Genomic DNA, 23465 nt, shown 5'->3' with positions numbered 1-23465 from the left:
TTAACTATAGACTATAGACACTTTTTTCAAGAACAGTAATTTTCTGCCTCTAACATTACAAAAAGATAAAAAAAGAAACCTTTTCGTCCTGCCAAGGGCTGAGCTGTCGCTTAACGGTCTCAAAAAGCCCAAAAAAAGGGAAGGCATGAAGCCTTCCCTTTTCACAATCCTTGCAGTGATTACTTTATTCAGCAAACACGACGGTTTTATTACCATGCACTAGAACACGATCTTCCAAGTGGTAACGTAGTCCGCGTGAAAGTACGAGTTTTTCGATGTCTTTGCCTAGACGAACCATGTCTTCTGCAGCATGGCTGTGGCGAACACGAATCACGTCTTGTTCGATAATCGGGCCTGCGTCTAAATCGGCTGTGACGTAGTGACAGGTCGCGCCAATCAGTTTCACGCCACGAACCGCCGCTTGGTGATACGGTTTCGCACCAATGAAAGACGGTAAGAAGCTGTGGTGTATGTTGATGACTTTATGGCGGTATTTCTCACACAAGTATTCAGGGAAGATCTGCATGTAGCGCGCTAATACAATGGTATCGGCTTGTGTAGAATCAATGCAAGCTTCAATTTCTTGGAAGGCTGGCATTTTGTTTTCTTTTGGCACGGGAATGCAGAAGTATGGAATCTTGTACCATTCGACCATAGAACGCAGGTCTTCATGGTTGGCAATCACGCCGACGATTTCACAGTTCAGTTCGCCTGTGTGCCAGCGATGCATGATGTCGTTTAGGCAATGGGATTCTTTGGTGGCCAATAGGACAACTTTAGGACGATCTTCGCTGTCTTTTACGTACCAACGCATGTTGAATTCTTCGGCAATAGGCGCGAATTCTTTGCGGAAGGTTTCTACGTCAATAGACAAACTTTCCGCGTCGATGTCATGACGCATGAAGAACCATTTTTGCTCTAAATCTGTGTGGTGGCTGGCTTCGATAATCGAGCCTTGACGCTCGTTTAAAAACTGACTCACCGCCGCTACAATCCCCACTCTATCGGGACAACTAATCACAAGTCGAAATGTTTTCTTTCTCATAATAAAACTTACAAACCTTAAAAACTTTTAAAAATCGCAAAGGCTAAACAACGTGTTTAGCCTTAAAAACGTCGGCGAATTATACTGAATTCACTTACTTATTCTTAACTACTTATGCTTAATTACTTGTTCTTAATAATGTAGCACTGGTGAATTTTGTCGTTACGATCAAAATCTGGGTCGAGCGTTTCGCGAGTGATGTTTTTCACATCGTATTCTTGCTCTAATGCTTCGTCCAATACAAAACGACGATAGTTATTAGAGAAAATAAGCTCCCCGCCTCTCGCCAGTCTTGCCATTGCCAAACGTACAAGTTCACCATGATCGCGCTGAATATCTAGAATGTCTGCCATTTTTTTCGAGTTCGAAAACGTCGGCGGGTCCATGAAGATCAAGTCAAACTTATCGCGGCTTTGTTTTAGCCATTCAATACAGTCAGCACGTTCTACCTGATGGTAGCGATCTGAAAATTCATTCAATTCGATATTACGACGTGCCCATTCGGTGTAAGTGTTCGACATATCGACACTCAATGAACTGCGCGCACCACCTTGTCCAGCATGAATCGACGCGGTTGCGGTGTAACAAAACAAGTTTAAGAAACGTACGCCATCGGCTTTGTCTTGAATCAATTTACGCACAGGTCTGTGGTCAAGGAACAAACCCGTGTCTAAGTAATCTTTTAGATTAACAATGAAATCACAGCCATATTCTTCGACGATCATTTCGTGTTTCGTTTGATCTATTTTTTCGTATTGCTCTTTGCCAGTCTGTCTTTGGCGTTTTTTCAAGATCACATTGGACTCTGAAATATTCAACGCGGTCGGAATCGCAGACATGACCTCAAACAAACGTTGCTTGGCCTTTTCTGGATCGACACTTTTTGGCGCTTGGTATTCTTGCACGTGCGCCCAATCGCCATAGACATCAATGGCAACAGAGTATTCTGGCATATCGGCGTCATAAACGCGGTAGCACTGAATCTTATTTTTCTCGACCCATTTTTTCAGTTTCTTCGCATTCTTTTGCAGACGGTTAGCAAACATTTGTGCTCCCGGCGTCATGACCGATTGCGCGACTACGTCTTCTTTTATGCTGCCAGCCAACAATGGGAACTGATACGCGCGACATTCGATGCCACCGTTTATCACTCGTGTGCTTTTCTCTGGTCTAGCTGGAATTTGACGCGCCAAATGATCGTTACTGGTTAGCATCATAAACTGCCAACCGCGCACATGAGTTACAACCCATTCGCCTAACTGACGATACAAGGCAATCAAGGCCATCTCATCACCAATACGCTCACCGTAAGGTGGGTTGGTAATTAATAGACCCGGAGCATCAGGGTTGATATCGAATTCGTGTTCTTGGAACGACGACATGGTCACATCAATGACGTCCGTTAATCCAGCACGCTTGATGTTTTCTCGCGCGGCTGCAATGGCTTTTTGCTCTCTATCCGTACCTTGGAAACGAATACCTAAGGTTGCAGGATCTTTTTTACGGTTCTTAGCAAAATCCATTAGCTGCTGCCACATACGGTGATCGTGCTGTTTCCAGCCTTTAAACCCCCAATATGGACGACGCAAACCCGGTGCGATGTCCAAAGACATCATCGCGGCTTCAACAAGAAAGGTACCAGAACCACACATAGGATCGATTAATTGCGTCAAACCGCAATCTGTTCCCCAACCGGCGCGCAGCAAAAGACCGGCGGCTAAGTTTTCTTTAAGAGGTGCCATGCCGCCTTGTTGACGGTAACCACGGCGATGCATACTTTCGCCAGATAAATCGATACTGACTGTTACTACTTCACGCTTAATACGCAAAGCAATGCGGACTTCTGGTTGTTCTTTTTCAACGTTAGGACGTTCGCCAGACAAGGCGACAAAATAGTCGGCAATCGCATCTTTGGCACGAACCGCACCAAATTGTGTGTTACGAATATGGTGATTGGTGCCGTGGCAATCAATCGCGATGGTGTTGGTTGCGTTCATGTGATCGGACCACTGAATCGCTTTTATGCCATCGTATAAGTCGTCGGCTGATTCCATTTTGAAATTGGCAATCGGCAACATAACGCGAGTTGCAACGCGAGACCAAAGGCACGCTTTGTACATACCTTCTAAGTCTGTGGTTAGCTTAACCTGCGCCTCACCCAATCGAGTTTGCGTTAGGCCTTCACCATGCAGCTCTTTTTCTAAGACATTCTCTAACCCAAGAGGACAGGTTATTTCTAATGCGTAAACCTGACTTGCTGAATCAGTTGTCTGTAATATCGTGCTCATTTATAAAATACTTTTTTAAATTTCAATGAATGTTTCGAAACGCATAAAGAGGGCGGGATTGTGTCCCGCCCTCTTTTTTAAACAAGGCACAAAATACGCTGCGCCTTGTTTTCAATTCGATCTTTAGATGCCGAGATCAAGCTCTCGGTAATAAGCATCAGTGCTAGCTATAGCTTCCTTAATTAACTCAGGGCCGTGATAAATAAAGCCCGAATATATCTGTACTAAACGCGCACCCGCTTGCAGTTTCTCTACTGCATCGGCGCCACTTGAAATGCCACCAACACCAATAATTGGTAAAGTATCTTTCAAATGCTCAGCCAATACTTTCACCACATGAGTCGACGCATCACGAACAGGCATGCCACTCAAACCGCCCGCTTCTTTTTCAAATTGATGACCTAAAACCGCATCACGAGACAAGGTGGTATTGGTGGCAATAATACCATCAACACCCTGCTCAACCAGAGTATCGGCGACCATTTTGATTTCGTCATCTGTCATATCTGGCGCTATTTTCACCGCCAATGGCACACGCTTACCGTTCTCTGCTTCATAACGATCACGTGCCGCAACCAATGGCGCAATTAACTGAGCCAAGCTTTCACCAAATTGTAAACTACGAAGTCCCGGTGTATTTGGTGAACTGATGTTTGCTGTAATGTAATCTGCGTAAGGAATAACTGATTCTAAACAGGCCAAATAATCCGCTGCGGCGTCTTCCACCGAAGTGGTTAAATTTTTGCCAATATTAACACCTAACACACCAGGATAACGGTGGGATTTAATCCGCGAAACCAAATGATCCACACCTTTGTTATTAAAGCCCATGCGGTTAATAATGGCTTCATGCTCTGGCAAACGGAACAAACGCGGCTTAGGATTTCCGGCCTGCCCTTTCGGTGTCACGGTTCCCACTTCAACAAAACCAAACCCTAATGCACCCAAGGCTTCAAACGCATCGGCATTTTTATCTAAGCCAGCCGCTAAACCTACAGCATTGGGAAAACGTAATCCCATCACATCAACCGGTTTAGTCGATGGCAATCCACCTAGAAATTTGTTCAAACCCAATCGACTGCTTGCTGCAAGAAGATCCAATGACAATTCATGGGACACTTCTGGGTCCAATTTAAAAAGTAACGAGCGAGCAAGTTGGTACATTGTTAGGGCTCCTAGGCGGTTAAGATCAGGTGAATGCCTTAGCTGATCTGTGCGATCTAATTTATATGATCTTCTAATTCGTATTATCGGGTTTAACGCTATTTAACTTTAGGCTATCTAATTTTAGTGACAGCAACTAGCTTATTCATGTCATCAAATTCTACTTCAAAAAAACCGTAAATCCCTTGATGAGTCACAAAACGCTGAAAAGCCGACAAAGGCAACTGAACTTTACGTCCATCTAGACTGCTTGCGACTAGGTTTTTCGCCGCTCCTGAATACATAGCTTCATATTTAGATGCGGGCAAAGCCACATTTAATACAATTTTTGCCATTTTTTCGTCCTGTGCTTACGTTACCCTTACAGAGATCACCCTGTGCGTAAAGATTTGAATCCGATAAGATGAAGGCTATTATATGGAGACCTTTGCACGAAGTCACGAGCGAAGCCAAGTCGAGACAAAAACAGACGCTAAAGCCAAGCTTATTGGTTATAGATGAGCACTTTAAGTCTGTTTTTTAACAAAGTATTGGTGGGCACCGTCGTTTTGCAAGGTTTTCATCTTGCGTTGACACTTTTATTGACAAAAGTATAAGGAACCTAGGTTCGATGGTAACTGTAATTGAGCAATTAAAAGATCACTTAAACCACGCCGTTGTTGGCCAACCAGATTTAACCCATGAATTACTTGTCGCTTTAATCGCTAATGGCCATGTACTTCTAGAAGGTCCACCGGGTATAGCAAAAACCACCGCCGCAAAAGCTCTGGCTAGCGCCATCGACAGCCGCTTCCAACGCATTCAATTTACGCCTGATTTGTTACCGGGTGACGTGACGGGATCCGATATTTATCAGCAAGAAACCGGCAAATTCAGCTTTATCCCCGGCCCTATCATGAACGACATCGTGCTAGCCGACGAGATCAACCGAGCGCCAGCCAAAGTACAATCTGCATTACTTGAAGCCATGGGCGAAAGACAAGTCACCGTTGGTAATCACAGCTACGCCCTTTCGTCTTTATTTTTTGTGATTGCGACACAAAACCCCATCGAGCAAGAAGGCACTTACCCTTTGCCTGAAGCGCAGCTTGATCGCTTTATGATGAAAATAAACCTCGGCTACCCAAGCGCTGCCAGCGAATTAGATGTTCTCAGATTAGTACGCCAACAAGACCTACACAAAACCTCGTCGAGCAAGCCTCAACCCGTTTGCAAGCCCCATGATATTCTTGAAATTCAGCATAAAGCGCTGTCTTTATATATGTCTGAAAGTGTCGAGCAATACATAGTGCAACTCGTGATGGCTACCCGCCAACCAGAGCTTTATTTGGGCGAAGCGGGCAAAGGAACCAATCTTATTGAATTTGGCGCCAGCCCTCGCGGCACCTTGGCTCTTGATCGTTGTGCTCGTGCCAATGCGCTGATAAACGGTAGAGATTTCGTAACGCCTGATGATGTGCGCCAGATTGCCTTACCTGTACTGCGCCATCGCATCATTACGACGTTTGAAGCACAAGCCGCCGGATTATCTGTTGACGATCTATTGAAGCGATTAATTAGTCACGTTCCTGCACTGTAACTCAGGGAATCGCAGCAAAAGGCAATTAGTACAATGAGCCCATTATTATCACCCGAATCTCCTGAGCTGGATGACGCCCATTTTGTTCTCTTGGCAAGTTATGCCAAGCATTTAGGAAGAGCGCCAAAAGCCATTCGTTTTGCAACCCATTCAGGAGAGCGTCGTTCCCGTCAAAAAGGTCACGGCATGGAAATGCTCGAACTTCGAGCTTATCAAGCCAGTGACGATTTGCGCCACATCGATTGGCGAGTGACAGCTCGAACAGGCCAAGCGCATACTCGACTTTATGCGCAAGAAAATGACCATCAGCGACTGTTATTGTTGGATCTGTCTAGCAGCGCTTACTTTGGAACTCGTCATACTTTTATTGCCACGCGTTTTCTTCAGCTTGCCGGCATTATTGCTTGGCGATCCAAACAGCAAGGCGACACCCTGTCTTATCGAATCACCTACGGCAACCAAGAACACGCCAGCAATAAATCTGGCACTCTGCCAACGCTACTAAACTATTTAAAAGACGCCTCTAAAATAGAAAATCGAGCCAATGGCCACAAAACGACCAGCATTTGGGCCAACACCTTGCTGACCAATAAAGCTCACAATAAAGATGTGATCATACTGACGGACAAACAGAGCTGGAACCAAGACGAAGAAAGCGCATTAATGAAGCTCGCCGAGCACAATTCTGTTCACTGGATACAAATCATCGATAGCAATGTCTTTAATCTACCTGCTGGCCAATATCAGATGGCCGACAATAACGGCATTAAACCCGTGACCATCAGCAAAAACAGTATGCAACAAGCGAAAGCCGATTTTCTCTCACAAAATACGTTGATGCGTAAAAAGCTGGCTTCTTTTGGTATTCGCCACCAAATATTTGATATCACCGAATCGCCGGAAAAAATCGCTCGCTATCTACTTTCTCAAGGAGCGCTACACTGATGCCTGCTGCACAAGCGCCTCTACAATCAGCAACACAAGCAATAGACTTGCCACACAAAGCTTACATGCTACCGCAATCCGTTCCTATGTGGCCGCCCGTTTGGTGGACATGGCTTATTGTTGCGGCCATTATTTTAGCAATAATAGGTTTGCTGTTCTTATGGTATCGACGCCACAAAAAGCGCACCTACCGACGCGAGGCACTTTCTAATATCAATAAGCAATCCAGCGAGGTGACTGATAAAGACTGCATTTTACTTTGCCACGAAATGATACGTCGCTGCTTGATAAGTGAAGGCAAAACAGAGACTGCCGCTTTTCCTAGCAAGACCTTGTTTGAAACATTAGACAAAACCATGCCAGCAAAACGACAATTCTCTGCGCTCGGCAACGAGTTTATCGATGGGCCTTATCGCAGCCAGATTGAGCTAACCACAGAACAACGCAACGCTATGATCAAAAACACCTGTTATTGGATAAGGAAACACCATGCTTGAATTATCTTGGCCTTGGTTCCTTCTTCTTTTGCCTGTACCCTTTATTATGTATTTTCTGCCAAAAGCCAAGCCAAAAGGCGACGGCATTTGGTGGGGCAATACCGAACAGTTAGTCGACCACCAAGATGGCAAAGCGATCCCTAAACGCCCGACGTTGCGTTACACCTGCCTGCAGGTTTCTTGGGTTTTGCTGATCTTTGCTATAAGCCAACCTGTTTGGTTAGGCGAACCCACAAAAGTCACGCCATCAGGACGAGTCTTGCTTATTGCTCTGGACTTATCTGGCAGCATGCAAGTCAGCGATATGGCACTTAATGACCAACCGGCAAACCGACTAGAGGCCGCCAAATCTGTTTTGTCTGACTTCATTCAAGAGCGTCGCGGTGATCGCATTGGCATTATCGTGTTTGGCTCAAAGGCCTACCTGCAGGCACCGTTAAGCTTTGACACCAAAACGATTAATCAGCTAGTGCAAGAGGCTCAAATTGGTTTTGCTGGTGAACAAACCGCCATTGGCGATGCCATCGGGCTGGGAATAAAACGACTTGAAGACAAACCCTCGGATAAAAAAGTACTTATCCTGATGACGGATGGCGCGAATACCGCAGGTCGAGTGCAACCTCAACAAGCCGCCGCCTTTGCTGCTTCACAGAATGTAAAAATCCACACCATAGGTATTGGCGCAGATAGCATGATTGTTCAAAGTTTCTTTGGCCCTAAAGCCATAAACCCTTCTAGCGATCTAGATGAAACACTATTGAAAAATATTGCCGCACAAACAGGTGGCGAATATTTCCGTGCCAAAAGTACTGAAGATCTGCAAGCCATTTACCAAACACTTGATGCGTTAGAACCGACACCTGCCGAAGATATTTGGCAACGGCCACTGACCAGCTTGTTCCATTGGTTAGGTTTGGGCTCGATTATATTTTTAGGTTTGGCATTGCTCGCCAGTAAGCAACTTGCATGGCATAGAAGCTTTCTCCATAAAAGAACCTCGCGCAAAGGAGATCAAGCATGATGCTTTTTGACTTGATTCATTTTGAACGCCCCTACTGGCTTGTTTTGCTGCCCATCACCTTGCTACTGACGTATTTCATCACCGCAAAAAGCTCGAACAAAAGCACGCTCAATAAAGTGGTCGATCAACGATTGATGCAGCATTTGGTTTATCAAAATACCTCCAGTAACGTGAATAAATGGCTTGGTTTAGTGGCAATATCGTTATGTTGGATTGGCTTAGCTGGCATCAGCTGGACGAAAGCACCAACCACCATGTTTGAAAACACCCAGAAAACGGTGTTGGTTGTCGATCAATCGTTGTCACTGTACGCGACCGACATCAAGCCCAATAGACAAACACAGTTAAAGCAAACCATTCGCGACATACTGGCACAAACTAAAGAAGGCGAGATTGCGTTAGTCGCGTTTGCGGGTGAAGGCTTTATTATCAGTCCTTTCAGCCAAGACAGAGAAACCATCACTCACTTCTTGCTCGCATTAGATCCGATCATTATGCCAATGTATGGCAGCAACTTAACCAGTGGCATTGAAACTGCGCTGTCTCTCAATAAAGATGACGCCTCACCGATTCATCTTATTGTGTTAACCGATGACCTTAGCGAACAGGATAAAACGGCCATTCCTGCGTTATTTAAAGACAAAAACATACAGTTAGATTTAGTGGCTATTGGCACAACCAATACATCATTAATTAAACTGCCTGACGGTCAAATTTTGAAAAAAAATGGCAGGAATGTCTCGCCGATCACACCGATCAAAGACTTAAAAGTGTTGACCACATCCCTTGGCGGCACATTTCATCAAGGACGTTTAAGCCCTCAAGAACTTGCACAAATCACTAATACCGCACCGGATGATCAGCAAACTCAAAAAGCACAAAATAAAAGCATACACTGGATAGAACAAGGCCAATGGCTTGCTTTGCCTTTTCTAGTCTGGCTGGCATTTCAGTTTCGCAAAGGTATGCTATTTATGCTGCTGATTAGCGTGTTTTATTTACCTTCAGAGAAGCTTCAAGCCTCACCTCTTGATTGGTTTATGACCCCAGATCAAAAAGGCCAACAAGCTGTCGATCAAGGCAATTGGCAAGCGGCAGATCAATACTTTCAGCAGCCAAAATGGAAAGCGGCATCGTCTTACGCCTTAGAAAATTACACTGAAACGGTTCAGCAGCTAGACAGCCTAAACAGAAACGCGGCAGAAAATTATAATTTAGGCAATGCATTGGCATTATCAGGCGATACCGAAAAGGCTATTCAAGCCTATGAAAAAGCATTGGAACAAGATCCTTCGCTAAAAGCCGCCAAAGACAATCTTGATTACTTAAAAAAGCAGCAACAAGAACAACAAAAGAAAGACCGACAAAAAAAAGAACAGGAAAAATCTAAGCAGAAAGACAAAGAGAAGAGCCAAGACAAACAACCCAAGCAGTCTGATGCAGATAATAAAAGTGATTCAAAGGATAAAAATGACTCAAAAGATCCGTCTGATTCAAAAAAAGATAATAAAAAGAACGAAAAACAAGACAAAAACAAAACACCTGAGGATAATAAGCAAGATGAAAAATCAGACGAGCAAGAACAGAAACAGGCTGAAAACGCTCAGCTCGACTCTCAACTAGATAGGGAAAAAACACAAGCGCTGAACCAGTGGCTAAGACAAATCCAAGACGACCCAGGATTATTACTGCAACGCAAGCTTTGGTATTTACACCAAGAAAAACGCAATGAAAATCGATTTTCGCAAGAGGATGGGCAAAACCCATGGTAATAAAGCAATACTTCCTTTCATTAATATCGCAAAACAAGTCAAGTCGCTTGTTTTTCTCACTAATGACGACTCTGCTTTTTATTACATTATCAAGCTCTCTTCATGCTACCAGCGTTACCGCTTCCCTTAATAAAAACGTCGCAACTGAAAACGAAGTCGTCCAACTGACCTTACGCGCTGATTTTTCAGACACTGGAAATGGCCCAGACCTAACACCTTTAGAACGCGATTTTGATATCTTAGGCAAAAGCCAAAACAGCCAATTTAGCTTTAACCTAGGCACGAGTACTGCTTTAAACTTTTGGGTTGTCACCTTGATGCCGAAATCGGTCGGCACATTTGAAATCCCCCCAATAAAAATAGGTGATCATGAATCTCAACCTATTAGACTGACCATTAAAAGCTCGCCACAACTACTGGATAGCAATGGCAATCCGCCTGTCATGCTAAAAACAGAAGTCTCTGAAATAGAGCCATACCTTCAGCAAGAAGTCATCTTGAGCGTCAAGCTTTATACGTCTGTCGCACTACAAAATGCGAATCGATCAGTCCCTTCGCATCCAGACCTAGTGATTGAAAGACTTACTGACGATCAGATGAATTATCAAACAGTTAATGGCACTCAGTATCAGGTTATTACACGAGATTATTTAGCGTTTCCACAGCGTAGCGGTCTATTGACGATACCGCCTCAAAGCATTCAGGCAATGATCAACACATCAACTGGCCGAAGAATGATTAAGGTTCAAAGCGAACCACTTAACCTGCAAGTGATACCTATTCCAGCCAGCTACACGGGCGATGCTTGGTTGCCTAGCAGCAAGGTAACTGTATCAACCTCTCTTGATAAGTCGAATGATACTCCAAGAGTTGGCGACACACTTATTTGGACGATTAACATCAGCGCCGAAGGCGCCTTGCCCGAGCAAATTCCAACACTGGATTTCAACAGCACGCGCAAATACAAGCTCTATCCAAAACCACCGAAGTTCGACAACCAAAAAACGGCCAACGGTGTAACCGGCAGTCAAAGCATAACCGTCGAAGTGGTTCCAACGGAGGAAGGCACGCTAACTCTGCCAGATATCAATATTACCTATTGGGATACAGAAACAAGATCCATCAGCACGGTCAGCGCCTCCACAAAAGCGATTGAAATAGCACCACTTCCAAGCACTTCTAGCAAGACAAACGATGCGAAGAAGAATGAACAAAAAATCGACGAACCGCTGCCAGCACAGACCCGCTCGGTTGCCCCAATATCTTTGGCTAAAAAGACAGTAGACAAAAAAACAGAACCTGATCAAACAAGGCCAGAAAATGGACTAAACCTAGAGGTTCTAGAAGAAAAAGATGGCTTTTCACTTCGCCACTACCTGATTGCTGGGTTACTTCTATTGGCGTTAACCATGCTGAGCACTTGGGCTGTAATTCGGGTCAAACACAAAAAAACACAACCTGACAACAGTTACCAAGTCCCAACATTGCAAGAGTTTGCACCACTCAGCACGTCTGATGAACAAAGCGCTTATAAAGCGCTAATTGAATGTTGCCAACAAAATAGCTTGCCATCTTTAAGACCAAGCCTCTTAGAATGGGCTCGACATCGCTGGGGAGATAATGAAATTCGTAGCGTAGATGATATAAAGCGCCTAACGTCTGTACACGTCACTCAGCTTCTTATGGAAGCAGAATTAATGCTGTACTCAAACAATCCAGCACATGAATGGCAAGGAGAACCGCTTGCCGACGCATTAGAAGAGTACACCAGCGGACAAGCCAAACCATCACAGGCTAGCCAGCTAAAAACCCTTTACCCAAATTTTTAATGAATGCTATTCCCTAAAAGGACACCATGATGACACCATATCAATCTGGCATTATTGCCGAAGCTTCAAGTGATGCTCTTTTTATTACGCTTAATATAAATAGATCCGAAATTAGCGCGCTCAAACGCGCTCTAGTCGCTGCTCCTGCGCTTATTGAAGGGCTGCAAGTACAATTTCCAGCAGCAGAGCTACACGCTGCTATAGGCCTTAGCAGCCTTGTTTGGGATGAACTAGACAATAATCGACCGCAACACCTTGCTACATTCCCGCATATCGCTGGTAAAGACATTGAGTTCACCCCAACAGATGTGGATCTTGTTCTTCACATTCGCTCTTCTCGCCATGACGCAACCTACCAGTTGGTTAACATTCTTTTTAGAGCTTTTGGAAACAGCGTTTCACTAGTAGAAGAAGTTAGCTGCTTTAAATATCTTGATAACCGCGATTTGACAGGCTTTGTGGATGGCACTGAGAATCCAGCTGGAGAACAACGCAAATCAGTCGCGCTAGTTGGCAATGAAGACCCAAGCTTTGAAAACGGCTCATACTTAAATTTAATGCGTTTCGTTCATGATTTAGAGAAATGGGAAAAAGAAGATCTCAAAACGCAAGAGGACACATACGGACGGACCAAACATACTAACGAAGAATACCCTTCAGCAGAAAAATCTGTTCATGCCCATACTAAACGCACCTCACTAAAGGATGAGAATGGCAACTCGATGGAAATCTTGCGGCACAGTATGCCATTCGCTTCTTTGACCGAAAAAGGCCTAATGTTCGCTAGCTACAGCAAAACGCCTGTGATTTTTAATCTAATGCTGGAAAGTATGGTAAAAGGCGATGAGAACGGCAATACCGATCATCTAATGAAATACACTCGTGCAACAACAGGGCAGGCCTTCTTTGTTCCATCAAATAAATGGCTAGTGTCTTTATCTTAAAAAAACGTTGGGCAATAAAAAAGCCACTCATTGAGTGGCTTTTTTGTGAGCAAAATAAACGCTTATCTTTCTATTTGAGCTTTGTTTTTCAAGTAGTCTTGTTGACCTTGGGTACTAAGAGTTGCTTGAGTTTGATTCAAGTAACGTTCATAAGCCAATTTTTGATCATCAGGAACCGTTGAATCGCCAACGTCAACCTTGTTTAAGCGAATCAAAGCCAGATCACCATTAGACAGGCCTTTCACCTCAACAACAGGCTTACCATCTGGGTGAGGCAAAGAGAAAGCCAAGGATGTCATTTCATCTTGGCCACGCTTAGCATCTTTTACAGACGTCCATTTGGTCTTACTTGCAGCCTTCGCTTTTTCAGCTTTAGCACGCAGTGACTCTACCGCTTTGTTTTGCACCACGATAGAAGCAACCTGCTCTTTGGTTTCTTCATATGATTGAAAAGCTTCTGGCTTATGATCATTTAAATGCAGCACAACCACCTGATCATCACTCAACTCAACCAAGTTACTGTTTTGGCCATCTTCCAGCACAGGTGCACCAAAGGCTGCCGCAATAACCGCTGGATTGCTAGTCACTTCGTCAGAACCACCATCACGACCAAAGTAAGCGCTTTGCAGTACATCAACGCCATATTCTTTTGCGATAGCATCTAATTTATCACTGGCATAAGCCAAATCAGTTATATCTTCATGGGCCGTCAACAAAGCATCTCTTGCTTTGTCTTCACGTAATTTTTGCTGCAACTCTTCTTTCTTAGAAGCAAAGCTTGGCACATCAGGCTTAGAAATATCATCCAATTTGATTAGATGGTATCCATACTGACCTTTAACCGACTTCACTTCGCCTTTTTTCATAGAGAAAAGCGTATCGTCAAAAGCAGAGCCCATAATGCCTTTTTCAACATAACCTAGGTTACCGCCATTTTTATTCGAACCAATGTCTTCTGAATATTTAGCAGCCAAATCAGCAAACTTTGCACCTGCTTTCAGCTTAGCCTCTACTTCTTCAAGACGTTTTTTCGCTTCATCATCGCTGCGATCAGATGTCTCGATCAAAATATGTGATGCAGATCTTTCTTCTTGAGCTAGACCTGAAATAGATGCTTGATAAGCATCTTGTAACTCTGCATCTGTGATTTTAACTTTATTGTTAAAATCAGAGCTAGAAATCACAACGTAATTTACTTTAACTTGCTCTGGCGTTTTGAAGTTTTCTTTATTCGCTTCGTAATACGCTTTTAGCTCATCGTCTGACACACTGGTGTTTTCTGACTCATCAGCCAAAGAAAAAGACACATAATCGTATGTTCTTTCTTGAGACTGTAATTTAGAAACACTGTCCACTTGATAAGGCAAAACAAACTCAGAACCCGCAATAGCATTACGAGGCTGCTGAATCAAAACATCTTGTTTAATACGCTCTTTAAAGGCTAACGGAGTAAAGCCAAGAGAACGAATAAAGTTAAGATATTTATTTTGATCAAATTGACCATTAGTCTGAAACTGCTCAGCCTGTAACAAATAAGCATTCACTTGAGCATCTGAAACACCCAGACCTAATTCTTTTGCTTGATTAGCCAATACAACACGCTGAATCAACTCATCTAAAGCACGACGCTGCAGCAAGTTATCTTCCAGTAATGCAGGATTGACTTGCCCGCCCATCATCGAAATTAATTGACGACGTTGAGTTTCAGCACCTTGCAGCATTTGTGTACGGGTAATATCTACACCATCCACGTTAGCCACAGTATCTGATGAGTTAAAACTTTGAACCAAGGCGTCTACGCCAAATAGAGCAAAAGTCACAACGATAAAACCAACTATGATCTTTACCACAATGCCTTGTGACTTATCTCTGATATCCTGGAGCATTACTGCCTCCAAATGAGTTAATGAAATGACAAATAAAAAAGGTGCATTCCGCTTGGAATACACCTTTTGTGTCTAATGGCGGAACAGACGGGACTCGAACCCGCGACCCCCTGCGTGACAGGCAGGTATTCTAACCAACTGAACTACTGCTCCAAAAACATTAGTTTACAGCGTCTTTAAGACCTTTACCGGCTTTAAAGCCAGGAACCTTCGCTGCTTTAATTTGGATTTCCTCACCAGTTTGAGGATTACGACCTGTACGTGCCGCACGTTCTTTAACTGCAAAAGTACCAAAACCAACTAGTGTAACCTGGTCACCTTTTGCCAAAGCAGCTTCAATTGCTTTCAAAGTAGCATCAAGTGCATTGCTAGCAGAAGCTTTAGATAAATCAGCAGACGCTGCAATAGCATCAATCAATTCAGATTTGTTCACGTTGTACCCCTTCAGTATTTTCTTGGTTCCTTAGTGTTTTTCGGCGCAGTATAAATGACTACCGATAAGGCCGAGCCAGCAGTTATACAAGCCCAGCCTACCCCCTGTCAACACAGGTTATGCCTTTAATGATGACTTACAGTTTCTTGTTCATCAACAGTTTTTTCACTTGAAGGTAATGTTTCTACCTTTTTTGGTGAAGGAATGTACTCCAAAGCAATATCAAGTACTTCATCAATCCATTTGACAGGGATGACTTCAATGTCAGCCTTGATATTATCAGGAATTTCCTTCAAATCACGAGCATTTTCTTGAGGAATAATCACAGTTTTTATCCCCCCTCTGTGAGCCGCTAGAAGCTTCTCTTTAAGTCCACCAATAGGTAATACCTCCCCACGCAGCGTAATCTCGCCAGTCATGGCCACAGAAGCTTTAACAGGGATCTTAGTTAGCACAGACACAATGGCTGTACACATGGCAACACCAGCACTCGGACCATCTTTAGGTGTAGCTCCTTCAGGAACATGTAAATGAAGGTCTGTTTTTTCATGAAAATCTTCATCAATACCAAGACCCGTTGCTCGACTTCTAACCACTGTCAAAGCCGCTTGAATGGATTCTTGCATCACATCACCAAGCGAACCCGTCTTAACATGGCGACCTTTACCCGGCACACCAGCCGCTTCAATGGTCAATAATTCACCACCAACAGACGTCCAAGCCAGCCCTGTTACCTGACCAATTTGATTTTTTTCTTCCGCTTTTCCGTAACTAAATTTATGAACGCCAGAAAAATCTTCTAAATTATCACTGATTACTTCAACCGCTTTTGATTCTTTATCACTACTTAGTGCTTGTTTTTTGACAACGCGACGACAAATTTTACTTAGCTCACGTTCTAATCCACGAACCCCAGCTTCTTTGGTGTAATAACGAATCACATCCATCAAGGCACCATCTGTTACCTTAATTTCACTTTCCTTAAGCCCTGATAGCTTAATTTGTTTAGGCAATAAATAGCGTTTTGCGATGTTCAACTTCTCATCTTCGGTGTAACCCGGGATTCGAATCACTTCCATGCGATCTAGGAGTGGACCAGGGATATTCATACTATTTGAAGTACAAATAAACATCACATCAGACAAATCGAAATCCACTTCAAGATAATGATCGTTGAAAGTGTGGTTTTGCTCTGGATCAAGCACCTCTAAAAGTGCAGAAGCTGGATCACCACGCTGATCCATGCCCATCTTGTCAATTTCATCTAACAAAAATAGTGGATTCTTAACTTTCACTTTCGCCAATTTTTGCAACAACTTACCTGGCATAGAGCCAATATAAGTACGACGGTGACCACGAATTTCAGCTTCATCACGAACACCACCAAGCGCCATACGCACATACTGGCGATTAACTGCTTTCGCAATCGATTGACCAAGTGACGTTTTACCCACACCTGGCGGCCCAACCAAACATAGCACCGGGCCTTTAACTTTTTTCACTCGCTGCTGCACAGCTAGAAATTCTAAAATACGCTCTTTAACATCTTGAAGACCGTAATGATCTTGGTTCAAGACTTTTTCAGCATAAGCCAAGTCATTGCGAACTTTACTGCGCTTTTTCCAAGGCAAAGAAGTTAACCAATCTATATAACCTCGAACAACAGCAGCCTCAGCTGACATAGGTGACATCATGCGAAGTTTCTTCAACTCACCTTCGGCTTTTTCTTTTGCCTCATCAGACATGCCAACTTCAGCAATTTTTTCTTGCAGCTGATCTAACTCATTACTGCCATCTTCCATATCACCAAGTTCTTTCTGAATGGCTTTCATTTGCTCATTCAAATAGTACTCACGCTGACTTTTTTCCATTTGCTTTTTAACACGACTGCGAATGCTTTTTTCAAGATGAGCGATATCAAGTTCACCATCCATCAAGCCAATCAAATATTCTCCACGACCCGTTAAAGAGTCTATTTCCAATACTTTTTGCTTATCTTCAAGCTTCAGACTCATATGACCTGTGATGTTATCGATAAGCTTGGCAAGATCATCAATAGATTTTAGAGAGGCCACAACCTCTGCAGGAATACGCTTGCTACCTGCTACATATTCATCTAACTGCTTAAGCAGAGCATTTCGAATAACGCCATGCTCCGTTTGATCTTCTTCTTGAAGATCAAGCTCAACAATACGACCTAAAACAAAACCATCTGCATTTTCCATCTTATCAAGACGAGCACGCTTACCACCTTCAACAAGAACCTTAACGGTTCCATCAGGTAGACGCAGCAGCTGCATTACTTTTGCTGTCGTGCCAATAGAGTAAAGATCCTCAAAAGCTGGATCATCTTTAGAGGCGTCCTGTTGAGCAACAAGAAACACATATTTGTCATTTTCCATAGCAGACTCTAATGCCGCTATGGATTTAGCGCGACCAACAAATAACGGCAACACCATATGGGGATACACGACCACATCACGAAGTGGCAACATTGGCAGGAGCAAAGAATCTGTCATATTTTTTTCCAATCCGGGCACATAAAGAAAAGCGCACTTTTATATTTCAACATTGATTAGGAAAGAGATAAGGGCGAAGCCCGAAATTACAAGCACTATCACCGTTTGAATTTAGTCTACACAGTGTTTTAAAGCGAAACATCATAAAAAAGGCCGAGTTTAAGTAATAAAACTTAAATTCGGCCTTTTATTTTTCTTGGCTATAAAGAGAATTAAGCGTTTTTAGCCAATTCTTCTTTTTCTAGCACCATCAGAGGTGCAGACTCGCCGCGAATTGAAGTGGCATCCATAACAACTTTCGCAACATCATTGCGAGTTGGAAGCTCATACATGCAATCCAATAAAGCAGACTCCAAAATACTACGCAAACCACGAGCACCAGTTTTACGCTCTAAGGCTAATTTAGCCGCTTCACGTAAAGACTCTGGGGTAAACTCAAGCTCAACACCTTCCAGTTCAAACAAATGCTGATACTGTTTTACAAGCGCATTTTTAGGCTGACTTAAGATCGTCATTAACGCTTCTTCATCCAATTCTGAAAGTGTCGCCACAACAGGCAAACGACCAACAAACTCAGGAATCAAACCGAATTTAACTAAATCTTCCGTCTCTACACGGTGAACGGCTTCAGAAAAAGATCGGCCTTCTTCTTTGCTCTTCACGGTTGCAGAAAAACCAATACTGCTTTTTTCTGTTCTATCACTGATAACACGCTCTAAACCAGCGAACGCCCCACCACAAATAAACAAAATATTAGAAGTATCGACCTGCAAAAATTCTTGCTGAGGATGCTTGCGACCACCTTGTGGAGGGACAGAAGCAACCGTACCTTCAATTAGCTTAAGCAAAGCCTGCTGAACACCTTCACCAGACACATCACGCGTAATAGATGGGTTATCAGACTTTCTAGAAATCTTGTCAATCTCATCAATATACACAATACCACGCTGCGCTTTTTCTACATCGTAATCACAGTTCTGCAATAGTTTCTGAATGATGTTCTCAACATCTTCACCAACATATCCAGCCTCTGTCAACGTAGTCGCATCAGCAATAGTAAAAGGCACATCTAGAACACGAGCAAGCGTCTGAGCCAAAAGTGTCTTACCACTACCCGTTGGACCAATTAGCAAGATATTACTCTTACCCAATTCAATACTAGTATCCGTTTTACCCTGATGACGCAAACGCTTGTAATGGTTATAAACCGCTACAGCCAAAACACGTTTAGCCTTATCTTGACCAATAACATAGTCATCAAGCGCTGCACTCAATTTTGCAGGTGTTGGCAATTCATCCGCAGACTCACCATCTTCAGTAATCTGAGACAGCTCCTGCGTGATGATGTTATTACACAAATCCACACACTCATTGCAAATATAGACAGAAGGCCCTGCAATAAGTTTTTTTACTTCGTCTTGGCTCTTTCCGCAAAAAGAGCAATACAATAACCGATCGGAGTGGTCGCCACGGCTAAAATTATCATCCGACATTTATTCCACCCTTTTCTTAAACTGTTCGTTTCTGCAAGATATCATCAATCAAACCGTAATCTTTTGCTGTTTGCGGATTCATGAAGTTATCACGGTCCGTATCAATAGCAACCTGCTCAATTGGCTTACCTGTATGAAAAGAAATAATTTCATTTAATTTATGTTTGATACTTAAGATTTCACGGGTGTGAATCTCAATATCAGAAGCTTGCCCCTGATAACCGCCCAAAGGCTGATGAATCATAACTCGTGAATTGGGCAAACAATAACGCTTACCAGCAGCACCTGCTGTTAACAACAAGGCCCCCATGCTCGCCGCTTGACCAATACACATGGTACTAACATCTGGCTTAATAAATTGCATCGTATCATAAATAGACATGCCAGCAGTAACAGACCCACCAGGTGAATTAATATACAAATGAATATCTTTATCTGGGTTTTCTGATTCTAAAAATAGTAACTGTGCCACAACCAAGTTGGCCATGTGATCCTCAACTTGACCAACCAAAAAGATCACTCGCTCCTTAAGTAGGCGAGAGTAAATATCAAATGACCTTTCTCCACGAGCGGTCTGCTCAATAACCATTGGGACAAGACCATTACTTGTGATTGCAACAGGACCAGTAGTCGGGTTCATCAAATTCATATCGCATTCCTTAAAACAAAAAGGTCGACATAGCATTTGCTATGTCGACCTTATTAAAAAAGATAAGACTCGTCTTATGCTTCTTCCCCAGCCTCTTCAGCTTGGGCATTTGGCTTGATAGCGTCTTCATATCCCAAAGTTACTTCAGTAACTTGAGCAGATTCTAACAGTTTATCAACAACTTGCTCTTCAAGTACAGCAGATTGCACTTGCGCTAATTGCTCTTTGTTCTTTAAGTAAAAATCAATAACTTGCTGAGGCTCTTGGTAAGCCTGAGCCATGTCCTCTAAGAAAGCACGAACACGGTCATCATCAACTTTCAAATCATCTTTCTTGATAACTTCAGAAATCAACAAACCTAGCTTAGCGCGTTTTTTAGCCTCTTCTTGGAACAATTCAGCAGGTAGCTGAGAAGCATCAAAACCTTGGCCGCCAAACTGCTGAGCAGCTTGCTTACGAAGTGCATCAACTTCTTGATCAATAAGAGCAGAAGGCACTTCAACTTCATTGATTGAAGACAAACCTTCAAACAAAGCATTTTTAAGTTTTGCCTTAATTGCTTGATTTAGTTCACGTTCCATATTTTTACGCACTTCTGCACGTAAAGCTGAAATAGTCGCTTCCTCTAGACCAAATTTTTCTACGAAAGCATCATCTAGCTCAGGAAGAACTTGCTCTGCAACTTCAGAAACAGTAATTTTGAAAGTCGCTTCTTTACCTTTCAAGTTTTCAGCTTGGTAGTCTTCTGGGAAAGTAACTGTGATAGTACGCTCTTCACCAGCTTTAGCACCTAGGATACCAGATTCAAAACCTGGAATCATGGTATTGGAACCCAACACCAATTTATGACCTTCAGCAGCACCGCCGTCGAAAGCCTCATCACCTAGATAACCAACAAAATCAATTGTAACCTGATCGCCGTCCGCAGATGCGCGCTCAACAGCAGTCCATTCAGAATTTTGCTTACGCAAAGTTTCTAGCATAACATCAACATCTGCATCAGTTACATCAGACACAACGCGATCCACTTTGATAGCAGAATTATCAGCTAATGTTACTTCTGGATAAACTTCCACTTTAACAACAAACTCAAGATCAGCCCCTTCGGCAAAGTTCTTAGGTTCGATTGAAGGCATACCTGCAGGCTGAATAGATTCTTTCTGAATCGCCTCAACATATGCATCACGCATAATTTGCTCTACAGCGTCAAGACGGATACCTTGGCCATAACGTTTTTTTACAACGCTAACAGGCACTTTACCTTTACGAAAACCATCAATACGAATTGTTTTCGCTGTTTTAGCCACTTCAGAATTTACTTTTTCGTCAACACGAGCAGCTGGAACACTAATTGTTAGAACGCGCTCAATTGGAGACGTTGTCTCTACAGAAACTTGCATAAAACTTCCTCTCGGGAACCTGCTTTAATTTGTTGGCAATCTTGTCATTAACAAGACATCTATTCACTTACAGCCAACAAAACCTAAATAATAATTTAATTAAAGTAATGGACTGAAATGGTGCTCCGTACTGGATTCGAACCAGTGACCTACCGCTTAGAAGGCGGTTGCTCTATCCAACTGAGCTAACGGAACAAAGATCATTACATTTCATGTGGTGGGCTATTATAGGGATGGAATAGCAATCGTCAACCAATAGACATAAAAAAGCCCAGTAAAACTGGGCTAAAAATGACTATTTGCAACCAAGGAACCGAGAATAGTTAAAATTCACTACTCCGCAGCACAAATATCACAAAAGGAACGATATAAATATTACAAGCTCCCCCTTTAAAAAACAAGCCTCATGCTCCAAAAGAAGTCACATTGCACTATGCTTGTGCAATGTGCATAAAAAGGAAGTTTTTTAAAATCTCTTTTCAGCTGTGATATTGTAATACCTTATTCAATAGAGCCTGATCGCTATGCCTGAACGCTTAATCTACTTCTTTCTTGTCTTTAAACGCTATGGACATTTAACAATAACAAGATTCAAACACAGCAACCTTTCACAAAAAGCAGCACAACTCACTCTATCAAGCCTACTAGCAGCTGTCCCCATCATAACCATTATTGTTGGAATACTAAGCTTTACCCCTGCACTCGAAGCGATGCAAGCTCAACTATTCCAACTCATCGAACAACACCTAGCGCCCGGCTCTAGCGATATAATGATGCCTTACTTAATTAAGTTTTCAGAACAAAGCAAAAACCTGCCTGCCGCAGGACTGGTCGCCCTTGTTTTGACCGCCCTACTATTACTAAATAGCTTTGAAAGCAGTGTTCAATCGATTTGGGAAATAAAAAAAGTACGAAAAATCCGAGAGAGACTATTAACTTATTGGGCGATTCTAACGTTAGGGCCAATTATCTTTGCCTCTTCGTTAAGCCTATACGGCACCCTCATTTCAATGGAAATACAAGGAACACAAACAAACGCTTGGACTGATAACTTGTTGGAACTGGGTAGCATCACACTGTATTTTTTAATGCTATTAACACTAAATTTTTTAACTCCAAATGCAGAAGTCTCATTAAAGTGGGCTTCAATATCAGCCTTAGCAGGCAGTATCGGCTTATTTATCTTAAACACTATATTTAGCTCATTTGCCCAGTTCTTCAGTAGCTATCAAGTCGTTTATGGTGCGTTTGCAGCCATCCCCATTTTTCTTATCTGGTTGCAAAGCTCATGGCTAATCGTTCTTGCATCCATCTGCCTGTGCGCCACACTACACAACATAAAGACCACATCCCAACAGAAAAACTTAGCATCCGGTCAGGATTAATGTAAAATCCCGCAAATTTTCCACAATAGAGCTTACCATGACGAATACAATCAACGACCTAAACAAAATTTTAGATGAGGCGGATTGCTTAGTTGACGAAGCAAAACTTAACGAAGCCCTTGATAAGATGGCAATACAAATAACAGCAGACCTTGCAGACAAACTTCCACTTGTTCTTTGTGTTATGAATGGCGGATTAATTCCAACAGCCGCTTTGATAGAACGTTTAAATTTTCCCTTAGAACTCGACTACATTCATGCAACTCGATACGGAATGGAAACGGAAGGCGCCTCACTTAACTGGCTAAGCTACCCACAAACAAACCTTAAGGATCGGCACATCCTAGTTGTAGATGATATTTTCGATCAAGGGCATACCCTACAAGCTATAACTCAATGGCTAGAAGAGCAGAAAACAAGCAGTGTATACACAGCAACCGTCATCAATAAGTTGCACGACCGTAAAACAGACATGACACCCGATTATATCGGAACCGATGTGGCTGATAGGTTTTTATTCGGTTACGGCATGGATTACAAAGGCTTCTTCAGAAATCTAAAAGGCATCTACGCCATCAAAGGCAGCTAACTCTTCATTAAATCGCAAACAAAAAAA

The 23465-nt window shown here is 42.9% G+C and carries 19 protein-coding genes and 2 tRNA genes; 9 read left to right on the top strand and 12 right to left on the bottom strand.

Features of this window, described 5'->3' with window-relative positions; translation table 11 throughout:
• Positions 1-184: 184 nt before the first annotated feature.
• From purU to ACO05V_RS11280, 4 genes are all read right to left on the bottom strand, one after another.
• The gene (purU, locus tag ACO05V_RS11295; protein ID WP_421851150.1) at positions 185-1045 is read right to left on the bottom strand and encodes a formyltetrahydrofolate deformylase; all 861 of its coding nucleotides are present in this window, start codon (positions 1043-1045) and stop codon (positions 185-187) included.
• A 122-nt stretch (positions 1046-1167) separates the two neighbouring features.
• The gene (rlmKL, locus tag ACO05V_RS11290; RefSeq protein ID WP_421851147.1) at positions 1168-3333 is read right to left on the bottom strand and encodes a bifunctional 23S rRNA (guanine(2069)-N(7))-methyltransferase RlmK/23S rRNA (guanine(2445)-N(2))-methyltransferase RlmL; all 2166 of its coding nucleotides are present in this window, start codon (positions 3331-3333) and stop codon (positions 1168-1170) included.
• Between the two features lie 123 nt (positions 3334-3456).
• Positions 3457-4497, bottom strand: a complete 1041-nt coding sequence (locus tag ACO05V_RS11285) for a quinone-dependent dihydroorotate dehydrogenase (protein ID WP_421851144.1) — start codon at positions 4495-4497, stop codon at positions 3457-3459.
• 113 nt (positions 4498-4610) lie between these two features.
• Positions 4611-4832 carry a DUF2835 domain-containing protein gene (locus ACO05V_RS11280; RefSeq protein ID WP_421851141.1) on the bottom strand — a complete coding sequence of 74 codons (222 nt, stop codon included), beginning with the start codon at positions 4830-4832 and terminating at the stop codon, positions 4611-4613.
• Positions 4833-5107: 275 nt separating this feature from the next.
• Here ACO05V_RS11280 and ACO05V_RS11275 point away from each other — a divergent pair, with 275 nt between their 5' ends.
• From ACO05V_RS11275 to ACO05V_RS11245, 7 genes are read left to right on the top strand one after another with little or no spacing between them, the layout of a single operon-like run.
• Entirely contained in the window at positions 5108-6076 is a 969-nt protein-coding gene (locus ACO05V_RS11275; RefSeq protein WP_421851138.1) for an AAA family ATPase, read from the top strand.
• A gap of 33 nt (positions 6077-6109) precedes the next feature.
• Entirely contained in the window at positions 6110-7021 is a 912-nt protein-coding gene (locus tag ACO05V_RS11270) for a DUF58 domain-containing protein (protein ID WP_421851135.1), read from the top strand.
• Positions 7021-7518, top strand: a complete 498-nt coding sequence (locus ACO05V_RS11265) for a DUF4381 domain-containing protein (RefSeq protein ID WP_421851133.1) — start codon at positions 7021-7023, stop codon at positions 7516-7518. Before ACO05V_RS11270 ends, ACO05V_RS11265 begins: the two co-directional genes overlap by 1 nt.
• Positions 7511-8539 carry a VWA domain-containing protein gene (locus tag ACO05V_RS11260; RefSeq protein WP_421851130.1) on the top strand — a complete coding sequence of 343 codons (1029 nt, stop codon included), beginning with the start codon at positions 7511-7513 and terminating at the stop codon, positions 8537-8539. Before ACO05V_RS11265 ends, ACO05V_RS11260 begins: the two co-directional genes overlap by 8 nt.
• Positions 8536-10311: a VWA domain-containing protein gene (locus ACO05V_RS11255; protein WP_421851127.1), complete on the top strand. Its 1776-nt coding sequence runs from the start codon at positions 8536-8538 to the stop codon at positions 10309-10311. Before ACO05V_RS11260 ends, ACO05V_RS11255 begins: the two co-directional genes overlap by 4 nt.
• The gene (locus ACO05V_RS11250) at positions 10305-12140 is read left to right on the top strand and encodes a BatD family protein (RefSeq protein WP_421851124.1); all 1836 of its coding nucleotides are present in this window, start codon (positions 10305-10307) and stop codon (positions 12138-12140) included. Before ACO05V_RS11255 ends, ACO05V_RS11250 begins: the two co-directional genes overlap by 7 nt.
• A gap of 26 nt (positions 12141-12166) precedes the next feature.
• Positions 12167-13084 carry a Dyp-type peroxidase gene (locus ACO05V_RS11245; RefSeq protein WP_421851121.1) on the top strand — a complete coding sequence of 306 codons (918 nt, stop codon included), beginning with the start codon at positions 12167-12169 and terminating at the stop codon, positions 13082-13084.
• Positions 13085-13146: 62 nt separating this feature from the next.
• Here the strand turns inward: ACO05V_RS11245 and ACO05V_RS11240 are convergent, their stop codons facing one another.
• The 8 genes from ACO05V_RS11240 to ACO05V_RS11205 all read right to left on the bottom strand — a co-directional run bounded on the left by ACO05V_RS11240 (position 13147) and on the right by ACO05V_RS11205 (position 21659).
• The gene (locus ACO05V_RS11240; protein ID WP_421851118.1) at positions 13147-14970 is read right to left on the bottom strand and encodes a SurA N-terminal domain-containing protein; all 1824 of its coding nucleotides are present in this window, start codon (positions 14968-14970) and stop codon (positions 13147-13149) included.
• Positions 14971-15046: 76 nt separating this feature from the next.
• A tRNA-Asp gene (locus ACO05V_RS11235) sits at positions 15047-15123 on the bottom strand.
• Between the two features lie 7 nt (positions 15124-15130).
• A complete protein-coding gene (locus ACO05V_RS11230; RefSeq protein WP_012069435.1) occupies positions 15131-15403 on the bottom strand; it encodes an HU family DNA-binding protein in 273 nt (90 codons plus the stop codon).
• 125 nt (positions 15404-15528) lie between these two features.
• On the bottom strand, positions 15529-17922 hold the full coding sequence (lon, locus tag ACO05V_RS11225; protein WP_421851115.1) for an endopeptidase La: 2394 nt from the start codon (positions 17920-17922) through the stop codon (positions 15529-15531).
• A 212-nt stretch (positions 17923-18134) separates the two neighbouring features.
• Positions 18135-19415 carry an ATP-dependent protease ATP-binding subunit ClpX gene (gene clpX / locus ACO05V_RS11220; RefSeq protein WP_421851111.1) on the bottom strand — a complete coding sequence of 427 codons (1281 nt, stop codon included), beginning with the start codon at positions 19413-19415 and terminating at the stop codon, positions 18135-18137.
• A 16-nt stretch (positions 19416-19431) separates the two neighbouring features.
• Positions 19432-20064, bottom strand: a complete 633-nt coding sequence (clpP, locus tag ACO05V_RS11215; RefSeq protein ID WP_212918473.1) for an ATP-dependent Clp endopeptidase proteolytic subunit ClpP — start codon at positions 20062-20064, stop codon at positions 19432-19434.
• A 74-nt stretch (positions 20065-20138) separates the two neighbouring features.
• A complete protein-coding gene (tig, locus tag ACO05V_RS11210; protein WP_421851106.1) occupies positions 20139-21464 on the bottom strand; it encodes a trigger factor in 1326 nt (441 codons plus the stop codon).
• A gap of 118 nt (positions 21465-21582) precedes the next feature.
• A tRNA-Arg gene (locus ACO05V_RS11205) sits at positions 21583-21659 on the bottom strand.
• Between the two features lie 329 nt (positions 21660-21988).
• Between ACO05V_RS11205 and ACO05V_RS11200 the strand changes: the two genes are divergently transcribed.
• Positions 21989-22849, top strand: a complete 861-nt coding sequence (locus tag ACO05V_RS11200; protein WP_421851103.1) for a YihY family inner membrane protein — start codon at positions 21989-21991, stop codon at positions 22847-22849.
• A 37-nt stretch (positions 22850-22886) separates the two neighbouring features.
• Complete coding sequence (locus ACO05V_RS11195) at positions 22887-23438, top strand: hypoxanthine-guanine phosphoribosyltransferase (protein WP_421851100.1); 552 nt, start codon at positions 22887-22889, stop codon at positions 23436-23438.
• Positions 23439-23465: the final 27 nt, after the last annotated feature.

It is taken from the genome of Marinomonas sp. (assembly GCF_965225885.1).
GTDB lineage: Bacteria > Pseudomonadota > Gammaproteobacteria > Pseudomonadales > Marinomonadaceae > Marinomonas.
Note: the sequence above shows the minus strand (reverse complement) of the source record. Positions and strands in the feature narration are given on the sequence as shown.